The sequence below is a fragment of the Gimesia sp. genome, assembly GCF_048262075.1.
Lineage (GTDB): Bacteria > Planctomycetota > Planctomycetia > Planctomycetales > Planctomycetaceae > Gimesia.
Window position 1 is genome coordinate 159,203 of record NZ_JBLXFK010000015.1, and the last position, 21,299, is coordinate 180,501.

The window sequence follows — 21,299 nt, forward strand, 5'->3', positions numbered from 1 at the left end:
TGATGACGAAATCGATGACACACCCCGATCACAGTCTACCAGCCTTAGGCATCAGACAACCCTGGGCAGAACTGATTCTGCGTGGCGAGAAGACGATAGAGATTCGCTCCAGTCAGACAAAAATTCGCGGAACCATTTATGTCTATGCTTCCAGAAAACTGGCAACGACACCACATGCCGTGCAAGCGGCATTGAAGGCGGACATCGACTCAACCACGCTCCCGACAGGTACTCTGATAGGCACGGTAGAAATAGTCGACTCATTCCCCGCGACTGATAAACACGCTTCTGCTGCCGGGGTGCCCGCCGAACTACTCAAAGGGAAATATGGTTGGAAACTGGCCAATCCCAAGCGGCTTAAAAAACTGATCGTACCCGAATACCTGCCTTACGGCGTCTGGTTCTATCCGTTTGTTCGCAAAAATCCTGGAACGAGAAAGAAAGCGTAAGGGTCAGCCTCGGGTCGCTGCCGCCATTTTGCCTGCATACTCACCGATCCGAGCGATGATGTCTTCACGCTTCTGGCTGCCATCAGAAAAAGCGGCAAACTGTTTAACGATGGCAGAGCCGATGATAAATCCATCGGCTTTTCCGCGGAGCGTATTCACGTGCTCCGGATTACTGATACCAAAGCCAACAGCTAAAGGCAGGTCCGTCAGCTCGCGTAACGATTCGAGGTGGGCTGTCAGTTCTGCAGGTAGTTCATCGCGCACGCCCGTTGTTCCAGCAACCGAAATGCAATAGATAAATCCGCTGGCAGACTGCACGATACGTTTGGTTCTTTCCTCTGGTGTCAGCGGGGAGACCAGCTGCACCAGGTCCAGTTCAGAAGCTTTGACCTGTTCTGCAAATTCCGCTGCTTCATCACCGGGGAGATCCGGAACGATCAGACCGGAGAAGCCTGCTCCTGCTGCTTCCTGCAAGAACTTTTTCGTGCCATAGCGAAAGATGATAGCATAGGAAACCATGGCAACCAGAGGTGGCAGGCTGACTGCTGTGTCAGCAGAGAGCGTCTTCAGGGATTCAAACAGTTCGTGAACATGAAATTTATTATTGAGAGCGCGAGTATACGATTCCTGAATGACCGGACCATCGGCAATCGGGTCACTGTAAGGAAAACCCACTTCGATCAGGTCGACGCCTTGTGCCGACAGTTCTTTGAGGACATCAACGGTTGTTCCCAGGTCAGGGTCACCTGCAGTGATAAACGGCATGAATGCCATACGATTTTCTGATTTGACCTGGGCAAATTTTTCTGAGATAGATGTTGTCACGATTCGCGGTACTACTTCTATGAAAATGATCTGGATCGAGATGCAGAGGGTAATGGAAACAGCGAGTTTAGATTTCCCGTTCTAACAGACGGGCGACTTCATTGACATCTTTATCGCCACGCCCGGATAAACAGACGACAATTGTTTCTTCAGGGCCAGATTCCCGAGCCGCTTTAATCGCGTGGGCAATGGCATGTGATGACTCAATCGCTGGAATAATGCCTTCCAGTTTCGCCATGGTTTGAAAGCCCTCCAGGGCTTCGTCGTCGGTGATAGCGGTATAGTTGACCCGCCCTGAATCTTTCCAGTAACTGTGCTCAGGGCCGACACCGGGGTAATCCAGGCCTGCGGAAATCGAATGTACGTCCATCGTCTGTCCGTCGTCGTCCTGTAATACATAACCAAAGCTGCCATGCAACACACCTTTGGCGCCATAGCTGAGTGTGCTGGCATGCTCACCCGGTTCAGGTCCTCTTCCACCGGCTTCCACGCCTGTCAGCTTGACCGATTCATCATCGATGAAGGGATAGAACATGCCTGCAGAGTTGGAACCCCCGCCGACACAGGCGATCACGTGATCGGGTAATCGTCCCGTCTGTTCCAGACATTGTGCCCGCGACTCTTTTCCAATGACGGACTGAAAATCGCGCACCATCATGGGAAAGGGGTGAGGGCCGATGACGGAGCCAATGATGTAATGTGTGGTTTCCACACTCGACATCCAGTCGCGCATCGCCTCATTGACGGCATCTCGCAGTGTGCGTGATCCACTGGTAACGGCACGAACTTCTGCCCCCATCATCTTCATGTTAAATACATTCAGTTTCTGACGGCGGATGTCTTCTTCACCCATGTAGACAATACATTCGAGTCCAAAGCGGGCACAGGCGACAGCGGAAGCAACGCCATGCTGGCCGGCTCCGGTTTCGGCAATCACCCGTTTTTTCCCCATCCGCATTGTCAGTAATGCCTGGCCGATGGTATTGTTGATCTTATGGGCACCGGTATGATTAAGATCTTCCCGTTTAAAGAATATTTTGCCGCCACCACAATACTCTGTGAGTCGTTCAGCAAAATACAGCGGATTGGGACGTCCGACGTAGTTCTTAAGCAAGTCATCCAGTTCAGCCTGGAACGACGGGTCCTGTCTGGCTTTTTCATACTCCTGTGTCAGCTCTTCGAGAGCGTGCATCAGAGTTTCAGGGACAAAGCGTCGACCAAATTCTCCAAAACGCCCTGATGCATCAGGTACGTTTGATAAGCTCGTAGTCATAATTGGCTCAGATATACTAATGTAGGTTCAAAAAATGTGGCAGTGACCCATTATTGAATTCAAGACGTCGATGGTCAATGCCCCCCAGTTGGACGGTTCAGAATCAGTGGAGGTTCACCCCGGATTTGCAGGATAAGGGAACGGGAACGTTGATATATGTGCTTTGTTATCATTATTTTAGGTCGTTTTAGCTATAAAAGTAGGAGTGTCCAGCCAGAATTTTGTAGGTTTTTCCTCATTTGTCAGATAGAATACCTGATGCGATTTGTGGGGCAGTCAGCCTCACAGGCGGTACAGGAGGGATTGAAATATGAACATGACAGATGAAAAACTGGCGGAAGCCATCAATTGCGATTCGATTCATATCGATGAATTAGAACGGTTTTGTCTCCTTGAGAGCAAACCCCGCGGCTATCAGAACCTGGATGACAGCGATATCATCATTCCTGATTTTGCCCGGGATCTTCGCGCTGCCCGGCGGGAACTTAATGATTTTGTACCACCCGTGGGCTGAGACTCCCGCTTGCTCTCTTCAATGCGATGCTGCGACCGGAAAGATTTGAGCTGTGATGAAATAACGCTCACCTTCGCGCTCAACAACTAATTCAGGGGCCCAGTCCAGCAAAGCTTTCAGGTCTCGATCACTGAAGGAATCGAGTTTTCGGTAGCTGTGCCTGTTGGGTAGGGGGTTTTCCAGGACACCTTCACGAATCAGTTGATTAAAGCGGGCCGGGGTCACAAAGTCAGTATATCCATACGAACCGGGAAGACGGTATCTCAAGACTTCTGCCCAGTTCACATAAACATAGGCAATGTGCTCTGCTTTCAATTTCTCTTTGATCTCCCGGGCCGGCTTCATTTTCAATGATTTGTCCGGCACATCAGGTTCGAGTTGTGCAGTCCACTGTTTGAATATGTCTTCATCAAAGACGGTGCTATACACGACAGGGAACTCTGCATAAAACAGCTCTGCGTCACCGATCGAGAGCACGACCTGATTCGGTTTTAAGTTCAACTCGTTCAGCTGTAGAATTTCCGGCCCGGTCATCGCAAGCGCAAACTTCTCTGCATGTCGCATATCGTCCAGATACGCGTTATTGCCACTCAGGCCACTGGTAGCGATACCCAGGTTAAACAGGACGGCCAGACAGATGGCGATCGACAGGCTGACCTTCCAGACCATGCGAGAGCACCAGGTCGCTCCAATGCCCGCCAGCACGGCCACTACGGGAATCATCGGTATCCAGAACCGATCGATGCGATGTGTAAAAACCCACCAGGAAAGAAACAGAAAGGCAACATACATCCATAGCCAGAAAATCAAGCGACGATGCTGATGTTTTAGAAATGCCAGTGGAGCCAGGCTGAAAAGCAACGGGCTCAACCAGTCGCTCTTGAAAGTGACATCAATAAATTTAATCGCCAGATCAACAGGGTCGTGGGCTTTCGGGCTATGTCCACCTTTCCATTTCAGGTTGAGTGTTTCGCTCAGGTCGGTCCCACCAAATACGGAATAGAGCAAAGGATACACAGGATTTCCCGTTTCGATAAGATTTTTTAACAGCCACGGTCCAATGGCCAGCAATGTTCCCGCTGAGAAAATCAATGCCAGTTTGACTGTCACAATTTTGCGCTGCTTTTTGTCCTGTCGTAATAGAACCCAGCTGTACCCCAGCAGGGTCGCTCCGAGGGGAATCACAACTGAGAGCACTCCCGGGTATTTACAGGCCATTGCCGAGCCAGACAGAAAACCGGTCAGACAGGTTAGCGCCCACAGTGATGGGGGAGTATCAGCGACAGGAGCCGGAGGACCCGCGTCCTCGGGTGATTTCTGAAGGCACCATTTCGACAATGCTTCAATCGTCAGAATCAGGCTGAGCAGACTGGCGATCAGATAAAAAGAGAGCGCGCCTTCCGTGTATGCAATAATCGAAATGCGATAGGTCCAGGGGGTTGTGAGCAGGATCGTAACCGCCAGCCAGCCTGCATGGGAACCGAACCAGCGACGGGCTGTTGTAAAGACAGCCAGAGCTGAGAACAGAGAAAAGGTCATCAAAATCAGCTTCCCAGCCTGGGCACCCGAGAACCAGTCGGCTTTCAGCGTCATCGCCAGCAGAGTCAGCATCTCGGTCAGAAAGGGAAAGCTGGTGTAGATATTGTGAGGAAGAAATCCGATGAAGCCCTGCTGATAGAATTCCTTCGGCCCTCCAAAATGATATTCCAGCACGTCATAATCCGTCGAAGGCAGCATCGAACCCAGGAGCATGCTCAGTACAAAAGGAGTCATCAGCAGGAAGCAGGCACATCGAAACAGTTCCTCATAACCAATGGTTTCCGGTAGCGTTAACCGGAATGGAAAACCGGTCCCCGTTTTCTGCTTTGATTCCTGAAATGCAGATACGAAGCCAGCGATTGTTGTGAGTATTAAAACCAGGTAGCAGAGTCCTTGCGACAGAATGCCCAGCAGACCGCCACCCAGGGTGAGCAGGGACACCGTTGAGATACCCACGCCATAAGCGAACACAGTCCGCTCTGCTGAGAACGGGTTCAGCGGGACTTTAATGAGTCGCGTCAGCAGCATACCCAGCCCCCAGGCCCCAGCGAGGACTGTCAGGGCAATACCGATCAATGGAAAGCGTTGCGGGAAATAAGCCCAACCTGAGGGGGGCGCATTTTCAACAGGCAAGGGGTCTACCAGGTCTATCAACAGGACAGGAAGATAAGTAAAAACGTCCCAGCGACTGGTTGCCGGATTACTGTTGGGAAGTGTGAAACAAATGAAGATGATAAAAAACAGCAGCAACCAGACGATCGCACCATACACATACCAGGGGCGGTTCTCGAGAGAGGCAGGAGCAAAGTCGTTGGCAACCGGTTTGTTCATGGTGAAGATCTAATGGTATTGAAAGGAAGTCTTGAAGCGAAGGGGCACATCATGTACGCCGCTTCCAGTCGAAACCTAAATCGAGTGAAATCACAGAATGCGTGAGTGCGCCCACACTGATTCGCTCGACGCCTGTTTCAGCTACACTGCGGATACTCTCTAGAGTAATGCCACCGGATGCTTCCAGCAGAGTTGCCGGCGAAGTTACATTTCGCATTTCAATCGCCTGTTTCATGATCGCTGGTGACATATTATCAAGCAGCACGATTTCTGGCTTTGCCTGCAATGCATCGGCCAGCTGATCCAGGGTGTCCACTTCGACCTCAACCGGTTTCAGACCGTTTACTGATTCGCGTGCCTGCTGAATCGCGGCGGCAATCGTCGGGTGAGAAGTCTGGGAAGCCCAGCCAGCCAGGTGATTGTCTTTGATCAGGATCCCATCATACAGGCCCATCCGATGATTCGTACCCCCTCCGGCCGCGACAGCATATTTTTCCAGCACACGCCAGCCGGGGAGAGTTTTGCGCGTGTCCAGAATGGTTGCGTTTGTGCCTGCGACAGCTTTCACATAACGGGCAGTAAGCGAGGCCACGCCACACAGATGTGTCAGAAAGTTTAACACGGTCCGTTCGCCAATCAGAATGGAAGCGAGAGGGCCTGCGCAAGTCGTAACGACTGAGCCTGGTTCCAGTGTATCTCCGTCTGACAGATGGTGTGTGCAGATCACACTGGGGTCAAGTTCGCTGAAGATGAGTGATGTGATCGGAGACCCGGCCAGAATTCCATGCTGCCGCGCGACAATCTGGATTTCTGCCTGATCCGACTGGCCAATCAGGGCCTGGCAGGTAAGGTCACCTGTCTGCTGCAGATCTTCTTCCAGAGCAAGATTGATCAGAGTCGTGGCTGCATTTATCTGGATGTCATTGAAGGGGACTGTCACTGTTAAAAACGAGCTTTCCTGCTAAATGTCTCTGTATAGTTAATCCAGTGCAGTGTTTAAGATTCAAGACCGCAATGAATTTCAGACGAATAATATAAAATGTAAGCCTATAATGTCTATGGTCGTATCATACCAGTCTACAGTCTGAGATGTAATTGGGAGAAGAGCATGATTATTGGAGTCCCTCGTGAAATTAAACAGGATGAGTATCGCGTCGCGTTGATTCCTGTGGGAGCCGAAGAGCTGACTGCTGCCGGTCATACCGTGCTGATCGAACGAGGGGCTGGCCTGGGAAGTGGAATCTCCGATGAGCTCTATGAAGAGAATGGCGCCGAGATTGTCGAAACCGCAGAGCAGCTGTTTGCCCGCGCGGAGATGGTGATCAAGGTGAAAGAACCTCAGCCAGCTGAATGGGCTTTATTAAGACCGGGACAGATTCTGTTTACCTATTTTCATTTTGCCGCTGATGAAAAATTAACGCGTGGTTTTCTGGAAACGGGAGCCACTGCTGTTGCCTATGAAACCCTGGAAGGTCCGCATGGCCAACTGCCTCTGTTGACACCAATGAGTGAAGTCGCGGGCCGAATGAGTATTCAGGAAGGGGCAAAATATCTCGAACGTCCGCAGTTAGGACGGGGAATTCTCCTCGGAGGAGTTCCCGGCGTTCCCCCGGCACACATTGTGATCCTGGGAGGTGGCGTAGTCGGGAAAAACGCCGCTCAAATTGCCGCGGGCTTTCAGGCAGATGTTGTAATTCTGGATATCAATGTTGACCGTCTTCGCTATCTCGAAGATATCATGCCTGCGAATGTGAATACGCTCTACAGCGATCGACATAATATCCGGGCGGAACTGGAACTGGCGGATCTGGTGATTGGTGCTGTGTTGATTCCCGGTGCCCGTGCACCGGTACTGGTGCCCCGGTCTGCATTGAAAATGATGAAACCAGGGGCCGTGTTGATTGATGTTGCCGTCGATCAGGGGGGCTCTATTGAAACGACACGACCGACAACGCACTCTGATCCGACGTTTGTCGTCGATGGTGTGGTGCACTACTGTGTCGCCAATATGCCTGGTGCAGTCGGCCGCACGAGCACTTATGCTTTATGTAATGTGACGTTACCGTATGCACTCAAACTGGCCAACCAGGGACTGCAGGCAGCCTGTGCGCAGAACCATGGACTGCATACGGCGGTCAACGTTCATCAGGGGCGAGTTACCAATCGTGCTGTCGCGGAAACGTTCGGGATCGAATGGAAAGAGTTTTGTCCGTAAAAAAAGAGGTGAGAAACCGGTTCTCACCTCTTTGATATGAAATGTAATCTTATTGCCGCTGAGGTACTTATACCAGCGGGCCAGACCAGTCAGCAAACAGGCTGTCCAGCTCTTCATCGGCTACTTCAGAGTCCTGGATATCATCCAGATCAAAGTCAGGATGGAAGTTGAGCTCCAAAGTGGTTTCTTCTGGTTCCAGATCGTCTGATAGATCGGTGTCATAAGAAACTTCGAACAGGGAACCGATCAGGAGATCCTGGTCTACTGACTGCTCCACAATCAGACTGGAACTTGAAAGAGGCAGTTGAGGAGCCAGGTACCAGGCAGGTAAAGTATCTGCCTGAAGACCTGATGATTTTGAAGCAACAGTTGCAAGCTGCTGTTGCTCTGGAGCTACGACAGGTTTCGTGACGGGAGCAACGGGTTCTGTTGTTGACACCGCCTGTAGGCTGGAGGCCATCAAGGGGGCACTCAGTGGGGTAATCACTGCTCCCTGTGCACTGTCATAGGCGGCCTGCAGAATTTGAATATCCAGCGTGGAGATCATCTTTCTGCTTGAGGGGTCCAGCGTGGCACCCATAATATCGTTCGGATCGAACGTTTCATCAATATGCAGCCCATCCTCTGTCAGTGGAGCAAGAAAGTCCCAGCTGACAAACTGAACCTGTCCGGAATCACTTGTTTCCACATGCTTTGTATAAGCGGAATAACTTGTAGTGAACCCGGCAGCATGACCGATTTCATGCAGAAGTACTGTGTACAGATCGTAATGACCTTCTGCAGCGGAACCGGCAATCGCCAGGCCACTACTGTCGAATGCCAGACCTTCAACAGATGAGTACCAGCCCAGGCCGGCAGCATCATCATCGATGTATACACGTCCCTTGACCGGAATGCCGTTTTCATCGAGTTCCAGAATATGACCTTCCCCCAGTTGTTGACCGCCGAGATCAGTCACTACGACTTGAACTGTTAAGTCCGGATTTCCCGTTGCCGTTTTCCATTCCTCAGTGGCAGCATCAATCAGAGTCGTTAGAGTGTCGCTGCCTTCCGTGGTTATTGCAGTACCATACCATTCCTGGGGGAAGTTAGCCGGGAAGGAAATCTGTTGCCCGGTGCCTCGGGAGATACTGTAATTGTTGACAAGGTAAATCAGGTCTCGATGGTTGATTTTCCCGCTTTTGTCAAAGTCGAGTGACCAGGCAAGTCCCGATTTTGCTTCTGCTACGGTCATCCCATAATAGGAAGTGAATTTAATCAGGTCCCGGTGATTGATGGTACCATCATCATTCAGGTCAAATGGCACAGCCCAGAGCTCGGTGTTCAGAGTTTCGCCTGTTGAAGCAGTCACGCCACCAAAATCGCTAACATCCAGGGACGCGTTGACGACTCGAATTCCCAGACTATGCGGGCCAAGGAACCCGGATACTCGATCAATGACAACATTATCCTCACCAAGCGATTCAAACTTGACGCGGGCCAGCAGAACCTGTCCACTGCCACCGAGATTACTCTGGCTGTTCTGACCACTGATGCCGGTAATTATTCCGGTCTGGTCATCAATGCTGGCTGTACTGGAACCAGCAAAGGCAGAACCAAATTCCACAGCGGTCGCAGTAAAGTAATCCGTATTGTATTCCAGATCAAAATTACCACCACTGATGCCGGAACCATCGCTGGTATTGCCCCAGACTTCAACCCAGAAACTGTCCCATTCATCAATCCAGGCCACGCTGTCAGGAACAGCATCTGTTTCGCCATTGGCACTGGTTGTTGTGGGCGTTGTCACCAGTGAGGTACTGATGGTGGTGTTGGGAGAGGCGGTTCCTGTCAATGGTGGGCCAGCGGGGTCCAGAATGGTTCCTGTGGCTGTTGTTGCAGGGATGAACTCCAGAATCTGTAAGCCACCAAAGGTATCCGCAACAAAGGCCAGGGTATCTGAGACGAACAGGCTACGGGCATGGCCGTGGGTATCGAAGGTGTTAACAATCTTTGCCTGGGAAATATCAATGACCTGCAGGCCAAACGTTCCATCAGTCACATAAGCAAAGTTTCCGACAACACGAACACCTGTGGCGATACCGGGTGTCTCCCAGGAGCCGACACGAGATGCTGTCATGGGGTCTGAGATATCGATAATCTGCACACCACCTTCACGATTTGCAACATAGGCAAAGTCTCCTGCAACGTGAAGCCCCGTCGCAGAACCACCGGGGGTGGCGACGGTCTGGTGAAGTGTCATGTTTCCAGCAGGAAGGGTGGGATCTGAAACATCAATGATATGCAGCCCATTATTACCATCCGTGATATAGGCAATGTCATCCTTTACAAATACCCCTCCCGCCAGTCCACCGGGGGAATTCACACCAAAGCTGCCCAGGAGGTTGACATAGTTTCCGAAACTGTCAACTTGACCCACGTTGTGTGGATCCGATACATCAATGATCTGTAAACCACCACCGAATCCACTATCATCAGCGACGTAAGCCAGCGTTCGGTTGTTTTCGTCTACCTCAACATAAACGCCACGAGCACGGGCAGGGGTGGCAATGCTGCCTACAAATGTGGGGTTCTCAGGATTGGAAATGTCAATGATCTGTAAGCCTGCTACACCAACAGCCAGGTAGGCCAGATTGCCGACGACATCAATTCCCTGGGCAATTCCCTGCTGAGCAAAATCATAAGCACCGACATGGACGGGGCTGGAGGGATTGCTGATATTAAAGATCTGTAACCCGCCATCCCGGTCAGCGATGTAGGCATAGTCCCCCACTACATCGACGGCAATCGCCGCGTCTGTCGTTGCAGTGCCACCTCGAGCTTGAATGCTGGTCAGGTAGACCGAACGCCCGGAGGCTTCCAGAGTGTCCAGGGTCAGATTAAAGGTTTCCAGGCTTTCTACTTCCAGGTCAGGGAATACGGGGACATCGACAGTCAACTGAGTTACACCTGCCTCAAATGTGAGGGGCTTAAATGTTGCTAGATAATCGCCCTTTGAAGCGATTGCGCTTCCATCACTGGTTGCCGCATCAACGGTGATGTCAATATCAACGGGATTGGAAAGTTCAACCCGGAACTGGAAGGGACTGTCGTTTTCGGTACCTGTCACGGGAATGATTGACAGAATCGCGGAGTCGTCGTTTATGATCTCGCCCTGTTTGATACCCGGAGTGAACGTCACTTCCCGATTTTCACTGACCAGGCTATCGTCAACCATCAATATTGAGAAAAATTCCTTGTCTTCGACGATATTATCGTCATTGACGGTGATGGTGAAATTTTGAGTTAATGAACCATTCGGCGTAAACGTGATCGTAATTGGCGAATCTTGTGCGATTGCATTGTAATCACTGTCATCTAAAAGCGGTGATACCGCTGCCGCAGCCGTGTAAACGTCAACGGAAATGACCTCGTCGACTGGACGAGAAAGAGTGGCAGTAAAAACAAAATCCCCATCCGATTCCCGTTGGGAAACATGGTTGATGGAAATTGTTGCCACGTCATCATTCTCAATCGTGCCCTCGGCAGCAACCCCGGTTACCGGATGAGCAGCCAGTCGGACGTCGAGTCCTGCACGCTGCAGGTTGTCCATGATGAGATTGAACATCTCTTCCAATTCCACTTTTCTGTCCTGTGGAATCTGAACCGTAATTGGCTTGTTCAATTGGTCGAGGGGGGGGCTGTCATTTTCGGGCGTGCCAGCAAAGATGATACGCTGACTGATGATCGGTAGATAATCATTGTCGGCGACGGTGGCTGTACCATCTTGAGTTGAAAGATCAACGCTGACATTATAGGCAACCGCTTTTGAAATGTTCACGTTGAAGGTGAGCTCGGTGAGATCGGTGGGGCCGGGAGTCGATCCGACAGGAGTGCCTTCTGCAACAGAAGGGGAGTCGATGGAAATGACTGCGAAATCTTCGCTTTGGATAAACCCGGTCGCTTGATCAGTAGTGGCAATCGAAATTTTCCCATTGAAGCCCGAGGCAAACATTGCGTTGTCAATTTTCGCGAACACTTTTTCTTGAAGTTCGACCAGGTCGTCGTTGGTGACGGTTACTGTGAAAAACTTTAAGGTATCACCTTCGTCAAACGTGATCAGCTGTGGCGTTGAGACACTCGTGTAGTCGAATCCGACCGAGGCGGCGTCGACGTCATCGACGTTATCGACAGTCACTGCATCAACCGTGACTTGTCCTTCGACTTCTTTGGAAAGGGAAATGCGAAACTCGACCTCCCCGGAAACTTCCGAACCCACCGAACCACTCTGAATGCTGATTACCGCCGTGTCGTTATCAACAATGGTTTCGGTAGCTGTATTGTTCGATCCATCAATGGTGACAGCATATCCGTTAGCATTGATTCCGGTAATCATCGCTTGGACAGTCTGATTCTCATCGAGTTCGACAATTTGATCATCGATGACAGGGACATCGAAAAAGAATTCAGTAGGGCCGCCGGGAGTGAATGTGATCGTTTCTGTGGTCGGGGTATAGTCATCCCCGCTGGTAGCTGATCCACCGGTTATCGTAGCAACAGTCACTTCGATTGACTCGGATACGGTGACATCAATTGTATCGTCTAGGGGATGTAAGAGTGAGACTTTATAACGCAACCGCCGATTCGATTCTGACCCTGAGACTGCTTCGATGGAAACTAAAGCGCTGTCATTGTCGTCAATGGTTCCCACCGCAGTGTCTAATCCTGTTGTGTCAATTTCAATGTCATCATAACCAGTCGGAAGTGTAAGGTTTGAGATCTGGGCAAACACGGTTTCAGACAGCTCAACAATGTTATCAGGGTTGACGGAGACCGTAAAAGTGGCACTGGTATCACCGGCGGAAATTGTGATTTGCTCTGATTTTGCTGTGTAGTCTACGTCACTGGTCGCGGTGCCGCCGAGGATGGTGGCCACGTCAAGAGCAATATCTGCATCGATCGCGTTCGAAAGGGTGATTGTGAATTTCAAGGTTCCCGAATCTTCAGAGCCAGTCACTTCGTTGTCAGAGGAATCAAATTGTGGTGTGATCGTAATATTGGAACTATCGTTATCGGTAATCGTGACCGTGGTTGTGTTATTGGCTGAGACTGAGTCAATCGATCCACCATCAAGATTCGTTGAGATAATCATTAGATCAAATGTTTCATCAAGCTCAACGAGATCATCATCATTTAATGTGACGGTAAAAGTAGCAGTGTCTTCGAATTCTCCGAATTCGAACGTATAGTTGCTGGCGGGCAACATGGAGTCTGTAAAATCAGCCGCTTCCGTATCTCCGTTTAGAAGCACAATGGCAACCTCTCCCTCGGCGACAATGCCAGTGAGGTCCCTTCTTAGTGTCACCGTTAAGGTACCAGCTTCATCCACGGTGTATGAGCTTGAATCAAAATAGATCAACGGTGCATCACCGACGGAGATGAGAATCTGATCTGTGTCTTCTTCAGCCGTCCCCATTCCATCAAAGTTTTCGAGATCACTCGTGGTGATGGTCAGAGTCGCAGTATCGTTATAGAAGCTGGTCGAGGGGGTCCAGACCAGTTCCTGGAGTTGATCATTCACATCGGCAACCGAACCCGTCAGGATGATCGTCCCTGGAACAGTCTGGTTAACAGTTAATCCATCCAGGGTGAGTAACGTGTCGAAATACAGCGTTCCTTGACTAGTATCTGCTTCCAGCGTTACCTCGATATTGCCATCTCCGAGGAATGCATCGGGGTCTGAAACGGAGAGGATATTCTGGGAAGCTTCTGCGAAGTGGAAGGGGGTATTGAATTCTGTACTCAGCCCCAGGTCGACGGCCATTGAGCCTGGATCAGAAATGGAAGCACCATCAAACCGGTTCACCGGAGGGTCATTGTTTTCATCGGCTGCCCCGACCGTGAAGGCAGTGATGCCGCCGGCTCTGTTGGGTTGGAGCGAGTTGCCGGCCAGGTCTTTGATGCCGATGATATTCAGCGCTGGATTATTGATGTCGATGTAGTCAGTATTACGGACATTGATGGTATAGAGCGTATCCAGGCTGAAGACACCATCGATGGAAGTAAAGATGGCTTCATTGGTGTTTGAGTTATAACTGAAGAGATAATCGTCGCCTTCCAGCAGTAGTCTTTGGGATGTACTGGTCTGAGCCGTCAACGTGAATTGCGCAGAATTCACCAGTGAGTCATCGACCCCAATCCCGTTATCACGCAATTTTACAATCATGGTGGTAAATAACTGTGGCTCTAAGACCAGCACTTCTGTCAAATTCGAATTTCGATCCACGTTGTTGACATCATTGTCTAGTGGCAGCGTAATCCTGGCAGTCGGGCCGACAAAGTCAGCACGTTCGATGGCCCCCTTGTCCTTAAACACGTTTGCTCCCAGGCCGGGTGGTGGTGACTGGGTTGGATCATCCACACGCAATTGCCCGAATACATCATGAGTGGGTGCGAAGACGTCTGAAGCGGGAATCCCCAGCGGTGTTTTGACAGCAGTAAAGAGCGGACGATCTGCCAGTCGGTTCAATGAACTGTCAATGGCTTTGGAGTTGTCAGACAGGTAGAAGTTTCCTGCAGCTGCATCGACAAACAATGCTTCGGTTTCCAGAACCTTGATCGCGTTGGTCCCCAGCGTTCCAACGTTCGTATCATCTCGGAACTGGAACAGGTTGGCATCAACGACCGGGGCGGCACTGCCTGATGTCACAATCGTGATACCATTGGCGGTATTTGCGATGATATTATTGACAATCGTAGGGCTGACTCGACTGTCTATATTGATTCCGCTAAGTCCGCCATAGATCGTGTTATTGATCACCTTTACTACCGGGATCACACTTTCCGGGGAGTCAGAATTGCCGGTGATGTTAATACCGACTGAGGTCGAATTAACGATCAGGTTGTTCTGCAGCACAGCCCCGGGCACCAGCTGTTGTGTGTTCGGATTAGGCAGGACCCGTGTGCCGCCCTGATGGGGGAGCCCGTCTGTGGAATCCAAAGGACCAATGGTATTGACAACAATTCCATTGGATGAATTAAAGATCTGATTTCCTTCAATCAGTATCATACCCTGTTCGCGACGGAAGTTGTCATCGCCCAGCAGACCATCTTCTTCGACCAGACGGTCATTCGTGTCAAACAGTTGCGCTACGCCGATAAGCGGGGAGGTCTTATCGCCGAGAATCGCGTATTCTGTAGCACGCCTGATTTCCAGGTTGTAGCTGCCTGCCAGGATCTGGTCAGAGGCACCGTCTGGTATCTGATTACTGTTTCCATTGACGTCTACGTAATTATTAACATCGAAGAACGTAGCGACCTCATCGGAATTCGTGACCATTTCGCCACGTTCGGCAAAACCAATAATAATATCGTCAATGAAGAACCCTTCACCGGTATTATTCTGCCCACGTCTGCTACTGTTGAATGCGGGGTCGACAACACCGTGTATGTCCGAGTCAAAATCTCCATGTTCACCGATCGTACCCGCTGTGCTGTAATCAAAGCGTAGTTTTAAATCAGACTGACCGGCAAATGCTGACAGATCGATACGAGCCTGGCGCCAGACATTAGTATCATCGAAAAGTTCCTGTACATAATCACGTCCGGTATCATCGCTATTGGTGTTTTCCGCTGCCGTATGAGTGATATAAGTCGGCAGCTCCCATGCTGTGTCGCTTGTCGATTTAGTGGAATTGTTCGTCGCGATTAAATGCCAGTTGCCAAATGCATCCTGCAAATAAACCCGGGCGCTATCCCGCATTTGATTAGTGTCAGACGAGTTAGTATTTTCGGTATCCAGAAAATAATTGAAATACATGGTAGGAGCATCTTTGGCCCCGTAACCAGCCAGACTGAAAGTATCGGTCGTCAGGCTTCCCAGGGCTCCCCCGGGCAGATTGACGTTATTACCGATAGCCGAGTTACTGGTCAGGTCTCTCAGGAAATCTGCATTCAGGATACCGAGTTGGGCACTGGCAGCTTCGTAGGACAGATAGGTGTTATCTTCATCATTGAACTGTTCCAGACCGAAATAGAAGCTGATCGCTCCATTGCTTTCATTAAATACTTGCTTCTCATCTTCTAGTTTAGCGAGCTGTTCTGGGGTGGCAGATGGACTCCGGCTGTTATCAGGTGCCGTATTAATTCCATGGCCTGCAATTTCTCCCTGGGTGCGTGTTGTATGCCACAGGTTGAAGTCCAAGGGCGAAAAGGCAATACCTGTACTTGCGATAGAACCAGCAGCCGATTGTTTATCACCATTACTCCCAAAAACACTTACCATGGCGCCGCCATTATTAGTATCGAGTGCAACAAGCGACCCATCCTCGTCAACTGCAAAAACATAGTTTTTGTATGTACTCTGAAAAAGGTTCTGGGGGCCTAAGGCAGCACCTGAAAAAACAAAATCAGAAGTTTGTTTCAGTTGCACACTCGTATTGTCTGTACTGGAAACATCAATTTCTAAAACATTTCCGTTTTCTGTTACGCCGTATAATGGCGTTCCCCCATCAGCGATAGAGTTAAAAGATTTAAAAGCCATCCCAGTAACCAAATCATCAAAATCTGGTGTCCCGATTCCATTATCTGTAGTATATGTGACAGTGTTGTTTGTCGAGGAGAGTTCAAGTGCTTGATAGCCATTCGTGCTGGAATTTCCGAGCATACCAGCCTTTATGTATTGACTGGCAGAAGGAGAATCATTTATTTGAGCAACGATCTGGCCAATATTCCAGGAAGTTGAGCCACTACTATCTCCATCGAGTGTAATTGTAATAGTACCTGTAGTAACATCAATTGCGTTAGAGGTACCGTGTTCAAATATTATGTCAATATTATCACCGCGCTCACCTGGCACAACGGACTCAAAGTATAGCGTACCACTTCGCGGTGACGAATTAGTATCAGTGATGGTATCTGAAGAAACATACGCTGAGGTAATATTACTTCCTTGAAGCAGGTAACCGCGGAAACCATTCACGAGAGTTCCGCTAGTACTATTCCCGATGATGGCTCCAGTAGTAGGGTTTGCTTCATATAGCTTTTGAAATTGAACACTAGTTCCACTAAAATCTCGTCCTGTTTCTGTAACAGCGTAATACAACTCATATGTAGGGGTCGTACCATTATCTCCCACACGTGCATACGTCATTGCCTCGATACTGCGTGTATCAGAGTCTGTAGGGGCATGATTAAGTAAGTTTAGTTGTCTGCTAAGATTATCAGTGGATTGAATTATTGCAGCTGCGAGTGACTGATTTCCTGAAATACTAGCAATATTAATGGTACCAATATTATTGTCCGGCAAATTTCCTGATGTATCTATTTCAATTAACTGATTGTTTATAATACCAAACAGTCTTCCATCAGATCGCATGACAATATCAGAAATTTGATGATCTGTATCGGTACCAGTAACATTTCCTATACTTGTTTCAGTGTTACCAATCTGAGGGTCTATTGTCGACAGATTAATACCATTAGTGGTGAAGAGCACCACATCTGACAATTCGAACCCGGTAACATGTGAGTCAATCTCACCATCAGTGATGTCAAATAACCCCCCATCGGGTTCAATATTCACACCATTCGACGTATAACCCAGCGCGCCAATATGATCTTCTACAATTCGCTGCAGGGAGTTGATGGGCTCAAGTCGGACCAGGGCATTCGGGTTGGTACCGTTGTAAGTTGCCTCTAATGCTGTGGCAAGACGAGTGTTGGATGAGACGGCTACATAATAAGTGCCCGCTTCCGGTAGATGCACACTGCCGATGTAGGGGTCCTGCGTACCAAACGATCCTCGGGTAATGTCGTCTGCATCAGCGGATCCACTATGTTGGTCATCTGCGACGTTCGATTCGCGACTGACGAAAATAAGTCGCCCTTCAGAATCAAAGACAGACAACGTTGTGTCGGCTCTACCAAGGCCGTCAGCGTAATCAATGTCGAATACCGTTGCCCAGGTTTTACCCCCTGCGTTCACACCCTCGATCGCCTGGATATCTTCAAGGGTAATTTCAAACTCATAAAAATCGATGTCCGCTTCTGATGAGAGGTTTCCGCTGACACCAAGCGTGTTGCGGTCGCTGGTCAGCAGGTTTCCCAGGTTGCTCTGAGTGGCTGTGCTCGACTCGGCATCACCATTCTCAACCGTCTCATTGATCAGAGGCGAATGGGCAGGGAGCCCTGCCAGGTAAATGGCATTAGCTGCATAACGAATGTCGGAGTAGCGGACGGTAGAACCTGGCTCTTCATCCACCTGTCGCAGTCGTACCTGCAGCTGGTATTCGCCGTTCGAATCACCACCATTGCTGCGAACTCGAACGAAATAGGTTGTCAGGATGCCATCCATGCCGGGGAGCACGATACGCATGCCCGCATCCTTGGGATTACTGGAGTAGAAGTCACCACCAAAATTAATGTTTTCGATCAATGGGTTTGGTATCGTCGCAAAGGGGGCCGTTCCCGCAACTGCGTCAGTGTTATTGGTGGCACTTGCGATGATGCGCCCCAGGGGGTCCAGCAGTTCAATAACTGAGTCCAGAGCCAGTCCCGTCCGGTCGATGTCGATCCAGACTTGTGTGCCGGCTTCCGCATTGAAACTGTAGATGTCCGCATCACCAGAGTTATTACCGGCGATGGTGCCATGCACTTCGAAACCCAGCCGACGGTTTTCATCTCCACTCTTTTCGTCCGGTGCCAGTTCTCCGAGGAACTGGGCTTTGCGGATGATACCATTTATATCCCCGTTACCATCAAGGACAGCCAGTTCCGTTTCATTGTAGATGGCGACATTGCGGTCGTGGCTCATTTCAAGAAACTGTAGCCCGGTCCAGTCCCCGGCTGCAGGAGCAATAGTGGGAGCCGAGTCTGGTTCGACGATAGAATCTATCACGCTATAGCCATCCAGACCAATTCCAGAACCAATGGTATCATCAAAGAGGGATGTTAATACGACCGGGTTTTGTGGGTTACCGAGAATCTGTACGATGCCACCAATACGGTCATTAATATCCAGTCCATGTCCGGTGGCAGTAAATCCGGCGCCAGAACCGAATTTGACAACCAGGCTGGCGTCGGTTGCACTCTGTAATCGTAAGCCACCATAAGTGTGGAAATTATCGACGGTGATTGTGTCGTATAACACATGGTCGATGTCAGTATCATCCCAGACTGACTCAACCGTCAGCAATTCACCACGAACGACCATTCCCAGTATGCCAGACAATTCCGGGTCATCAATTTGAAACTGATTCAGGCGAACCAATGGTCCCGCATTGCTATCCAGATAGTCAAATGCATCGATGACGCCTGTAGATCGCCCATAGTCATCCAGAATATCTGACTTGAGTGAATTGGCATTAATGTTAATTACACTGCCACTGTTATTGACAAACTGATTATTTACAATAATGGGCTGAGCACCACGCACAAAGATCGTTGTTGCTTCATTGCTGCCGAGGCCGTTTCGATCAGTGGAAGAGGCGATTCCCGCATTGTTTTCGAATAAGGTATTCGTAACCCGCAAGTCAGCCTGATGAACTTCGATGGGGTTGAAACTGTCTGAGAATCCTTCAACGGGGGCGAAACCACCTGCATAAGCAATAATGGCGTGGTCAATTGACCCATGAGATGTCTGGTTGAGGATAATGCCCCCCCAGTCTCCTGCCTGGGCAACTCTTTCATTAACGCCCCGGCTGTCATTGTTTGTTGTGTCGAATGTTCCCCCTGCACCATAACGATCATCAAATAGTGATGTGAAGACCACGGGCGCGTCTTCAGTCCCTTCTGCATAGATGCCCGCATTCCCCCGTCCCGTCTGAATTCGGGAACCACCGAGCTTCACGACCATTCCTGCATCAAAGATGACACTGCCGCTATAGCGTGTCTGTAGTCTGTTGGTGTCGGTGACGTCATCATGAACCATGACAGGGCCCCCTGTTCCAGCTTCGACGAACAGGTTTTCCGTGATGATGTGAGTAATGTCAGTATCGTCAAAGCGAGCAGTGACATTAACTTTGTCAATATCCTGACCAAACAGAGTTTCGGAGCGGATAAATAAACCATTCAGTGAGTTGTCAAGAATCGTGTTTCCGTAGATATCGGGGCCAACTCGCTTCAATGTCTGATCATGATTGAATTCGCCTCCCTTCATCACAGTGGCATCAAAGCTGTTGGGATCTGCTGAGATCGCGGCATTGGAACTATGGGTAATCGTATTATATGCCAGTGTGGGACGGGCTTCGTCGATATGAATGGGGGCGATGGATTGAAGCACAGAGTTAACAAGCACCTGGCCACCGCCGTAACTGATATCGGCATTAGCGATATAGTTCAGGAAGACGGCATCTTCTTCGTAATCTGAATCAGCACGGAAGATGATACCTCCCCAGTCGCCGGGGTTGGCACCGTCTGAGGGTCCGTCATCGTCTCCACCGACGGCATCATTTCCATATGCGGTCAGTACGACCTGAGCATCGGGTGTACCCAATATCTGCAGGGCGGCATTGCTGCGGTCATCCAGGGTTGAAGAACTGCCGACGTCAATCACAGTATTCTGCAATTTGATGACGGCACCCTGATCGATGATGACTGTGACTCCCTGGGGGACGATAATCGATTCACCGTCTTCCAGCGGGTTGAAGTTGTCATCATAACCAATCAGGTAATTGTCGCTGTCGTTGGTTGTCCGGAGATCACCGTCAGTACCCCCGTTCCCCAGAATGCGAACGACTTGTGTTGAACTGGTGACATTATTGAGTGCACTCTCGATAGTTGAAAACGGGTTATTCAGTGTTCCACTACCACTGGTGACATTGGTTTTATCGACATAGAGTGTATTGCTGGAATCGCTGGCGACGAACCAGAAATCATAGGCGCCGCCAGGTGTTCCATCGGAATCACCATCAAACTGTGTTCCTGTTGCATCCGAAAGGATGTTGATTGAGTTTGGATCATTGGGGGTTGTGACGAGACTGTCATCCACTGCTGTGGGACTGTCGTTGACGCCATTGATAGTGATGGTGACAGTGGCGGTATCAGTTCCGCCGTGACCATCATCAATGGTGTAGGTGAAGCTGTCAGTAGTGGATTCAGATGCAGCCAGGAACTCAAACGCCCCGTTGGGATCATAGTCAAAATTACCGTCTGCATTGAGTGTCAGCAGGGCACCCGAGGCCAGTGTGATCTGAGTGCCTACGTTTCCGGATACTGCGTTCACTGCTGTAACCGTTAACGAATCACCGGGGTCTGAATCGTTGTCAATTCCACTGCCATTATCAGCAAGCACATCACCGCTGATGGAATTATCTTCATCGGCCATCACTGCATCTTCCCATGCTACCGGGGCAAGATTCGTGCCGGAGATGATAATGGTGGCAGTCTGTGAAACACTGCCTCCCTTGCCATCGGTAATATCATAAGAGTAAACGATGGTTGCCGTTTCACCGTCAGCGAGGGTGCTATAGCTGGCGGGATCGATATCCAGCGAATTTCCGTTGTCGGTGATGCCCGTGCCGTCGCCACTGACGAGCTGGATGTTTTCAACGTTCAAGACATCGGTAGTGTCAATGTCACTGCTGCCGGTGAGCAGGTCGAGGTTGAAGGTGCCGTCATCTTTCGTTGCCGTTGTTGTGACTGCTGCTGTCACTTGTGGTTCATCGTTAGCACCAT

8 protein-coding genes are annotated in these 21,299 nt (G+C 50.0%); 3 read left to right on the forward strand and 5 right to left on the reverse strand.

What is annotated here, in order from left to right; all coding sequences use genetic code 11:
- Positions 1-2 precede the first annotated feature (2 nt).
- Positions 3-449 carry an ASCH domain-containing protein gene (locus tag ACN0YH_RS23720; protein WP_417382076.1) on the forward strand — a complete coding sequence of 149 codons (447 nt, stop codon included), beginning with the start codon at positions 3-5 and terminating at the stop codon, positions 447-449.
- 3 nt (positions 450-452) lie between these two features.
- Here ACN0YH_RS23720 and trpA read toward each other — a convergent pair whose 3' ends face one another.
- Together trpA and trpB are read right to left on the reverse strand one after the other, a co-directional pair.
- Positions 453-1,274 carry a tryptophan synthase subunit alpha gene (gene trpA, locus ACN0YH_RS23725; RefSeq protein ID WP_417382077.1) on the reverse strand — a complete coding sequence of 274 codons (822 nt, stop codon included), beginning with the start codon at positions 1,272-1,274 and terminating at the stop codon, positions 453-455.
- 67 nt (positions 1,275-1,341) lie between these two features.
- Entirely contained in the window at positions 1,342-2,547 is a 1,206-nt protein-coding gene (gene trpB, locus ACN0YH_RS23730) for a tryptophan synthase subunit beta (RefSeq protein ID WP_417382078.1), read from the reverse strand.
- A 310-nt stretch (positions 2,548-2,857) separates the two neighbouring features.
- On the opposite strand from trpB, the gene ACN0YH_RS23735 reads away from it, so the two are divergent.
- Positions 2,858-3,061: a hypothetical protein gene (locus tag ACN0YH_RS23735; RefSeq protein WP_417382079.1), complete on the forward strand. Its 204-nt coding sequence runs from the start codon at positions 2,858-2,860 to the stop codon at positions 3,059-3,061.
- 18 nt (positions 3,062-3,079) lie between these two features.
- Here the strand turns inward: ACN0YH_RS23735 and ACN0YH_RS23740 are convergent, their stop codons facing one another.
- A complete protein-coding gene (locus tag ACN0YH_RS23740) occupies positions 3,080-5,431 on the reverse strand; it encodes a hypothetical protein (protein WP_417382080.1) in 2,352 nt (783 codons plus the stop codon).
- A 49-nt stretch (positions 5,432-5,480) separates the two neighbouring features.
- On the reverse strand, positions 5,481-6,371 hold the full coding sequence (gene nadC, locus ACN0YH_RS23745; protein WP_417382081.1) for a carboxylating nicotinate-nucleotide diphosphorylase: 891 nt from the start codon (positions 6,369-6,371) through the stop codon (positions 5,481-5,483).
- 168 nt (positions 6,372-6,539) lie between these two features.
- On the opposite strand from nadC, the gene ald reads away from it, so the two are divergent.
- Positions 6,540-7,646 (forward strand): alanine dehydrogenase, encoded by a 1,107-nt coding sequence (gene ald, locus ACN0YH_RS23750; protein ID WP_417382082.1) that lies wholly within the window; start codon positions 6,540-6,542, stop codon positions 7,644-7,646.
- Positions 7,647-7,713: 67 nt separating this feature from the next.
- Here the strand turns inward: ald and ACN0YH_RS23755 are convergent.
- A partial coding sequence (locus tag ACN0YH_RS23755; RefSeq protein WP_417382083.1) for a Calx-beta domain-containing protein occupies positions 7,714-21,299 on the reverse strand: 13,586 nt, incomplete at its 5' end.

Coding starts and splice junctions, on each gene's coding strand:
- ald (WP_417382082.1), top strand. CDS start 6,540: ATGATTATTGGAGTCCCTCGTGAAATTAAACAGGATGAGTATCGCGTC.
- trpB (WP_417382078.1), bottom strand. CDS start 2,547: ATGACTACGAGCTTATCAAACGTACCTGATGCATCAGGGCGTTTTGGA.
- ACN0YH_RS23720 (WP_417382076.1), top strand. CDS start 3: ATGACGAAATCGATGACACACCCCGATCACAGTCTACCAGCCTTAGGC.
- ACN0YH_RS23735 (WP_417382079.1), top strand. CDS start 2,858: ATGAACATGACAGATGAAAAACTGGCGGAAGCCATCAATTGCGATTCG.
- ACN0YH_RS23740 (WP_417382080.1), bottom strand. CDS start 5,431: ATGAACAAACCGGTTGCCAACGACTTTGCTCCTGCCTCTCTCGAGAAC.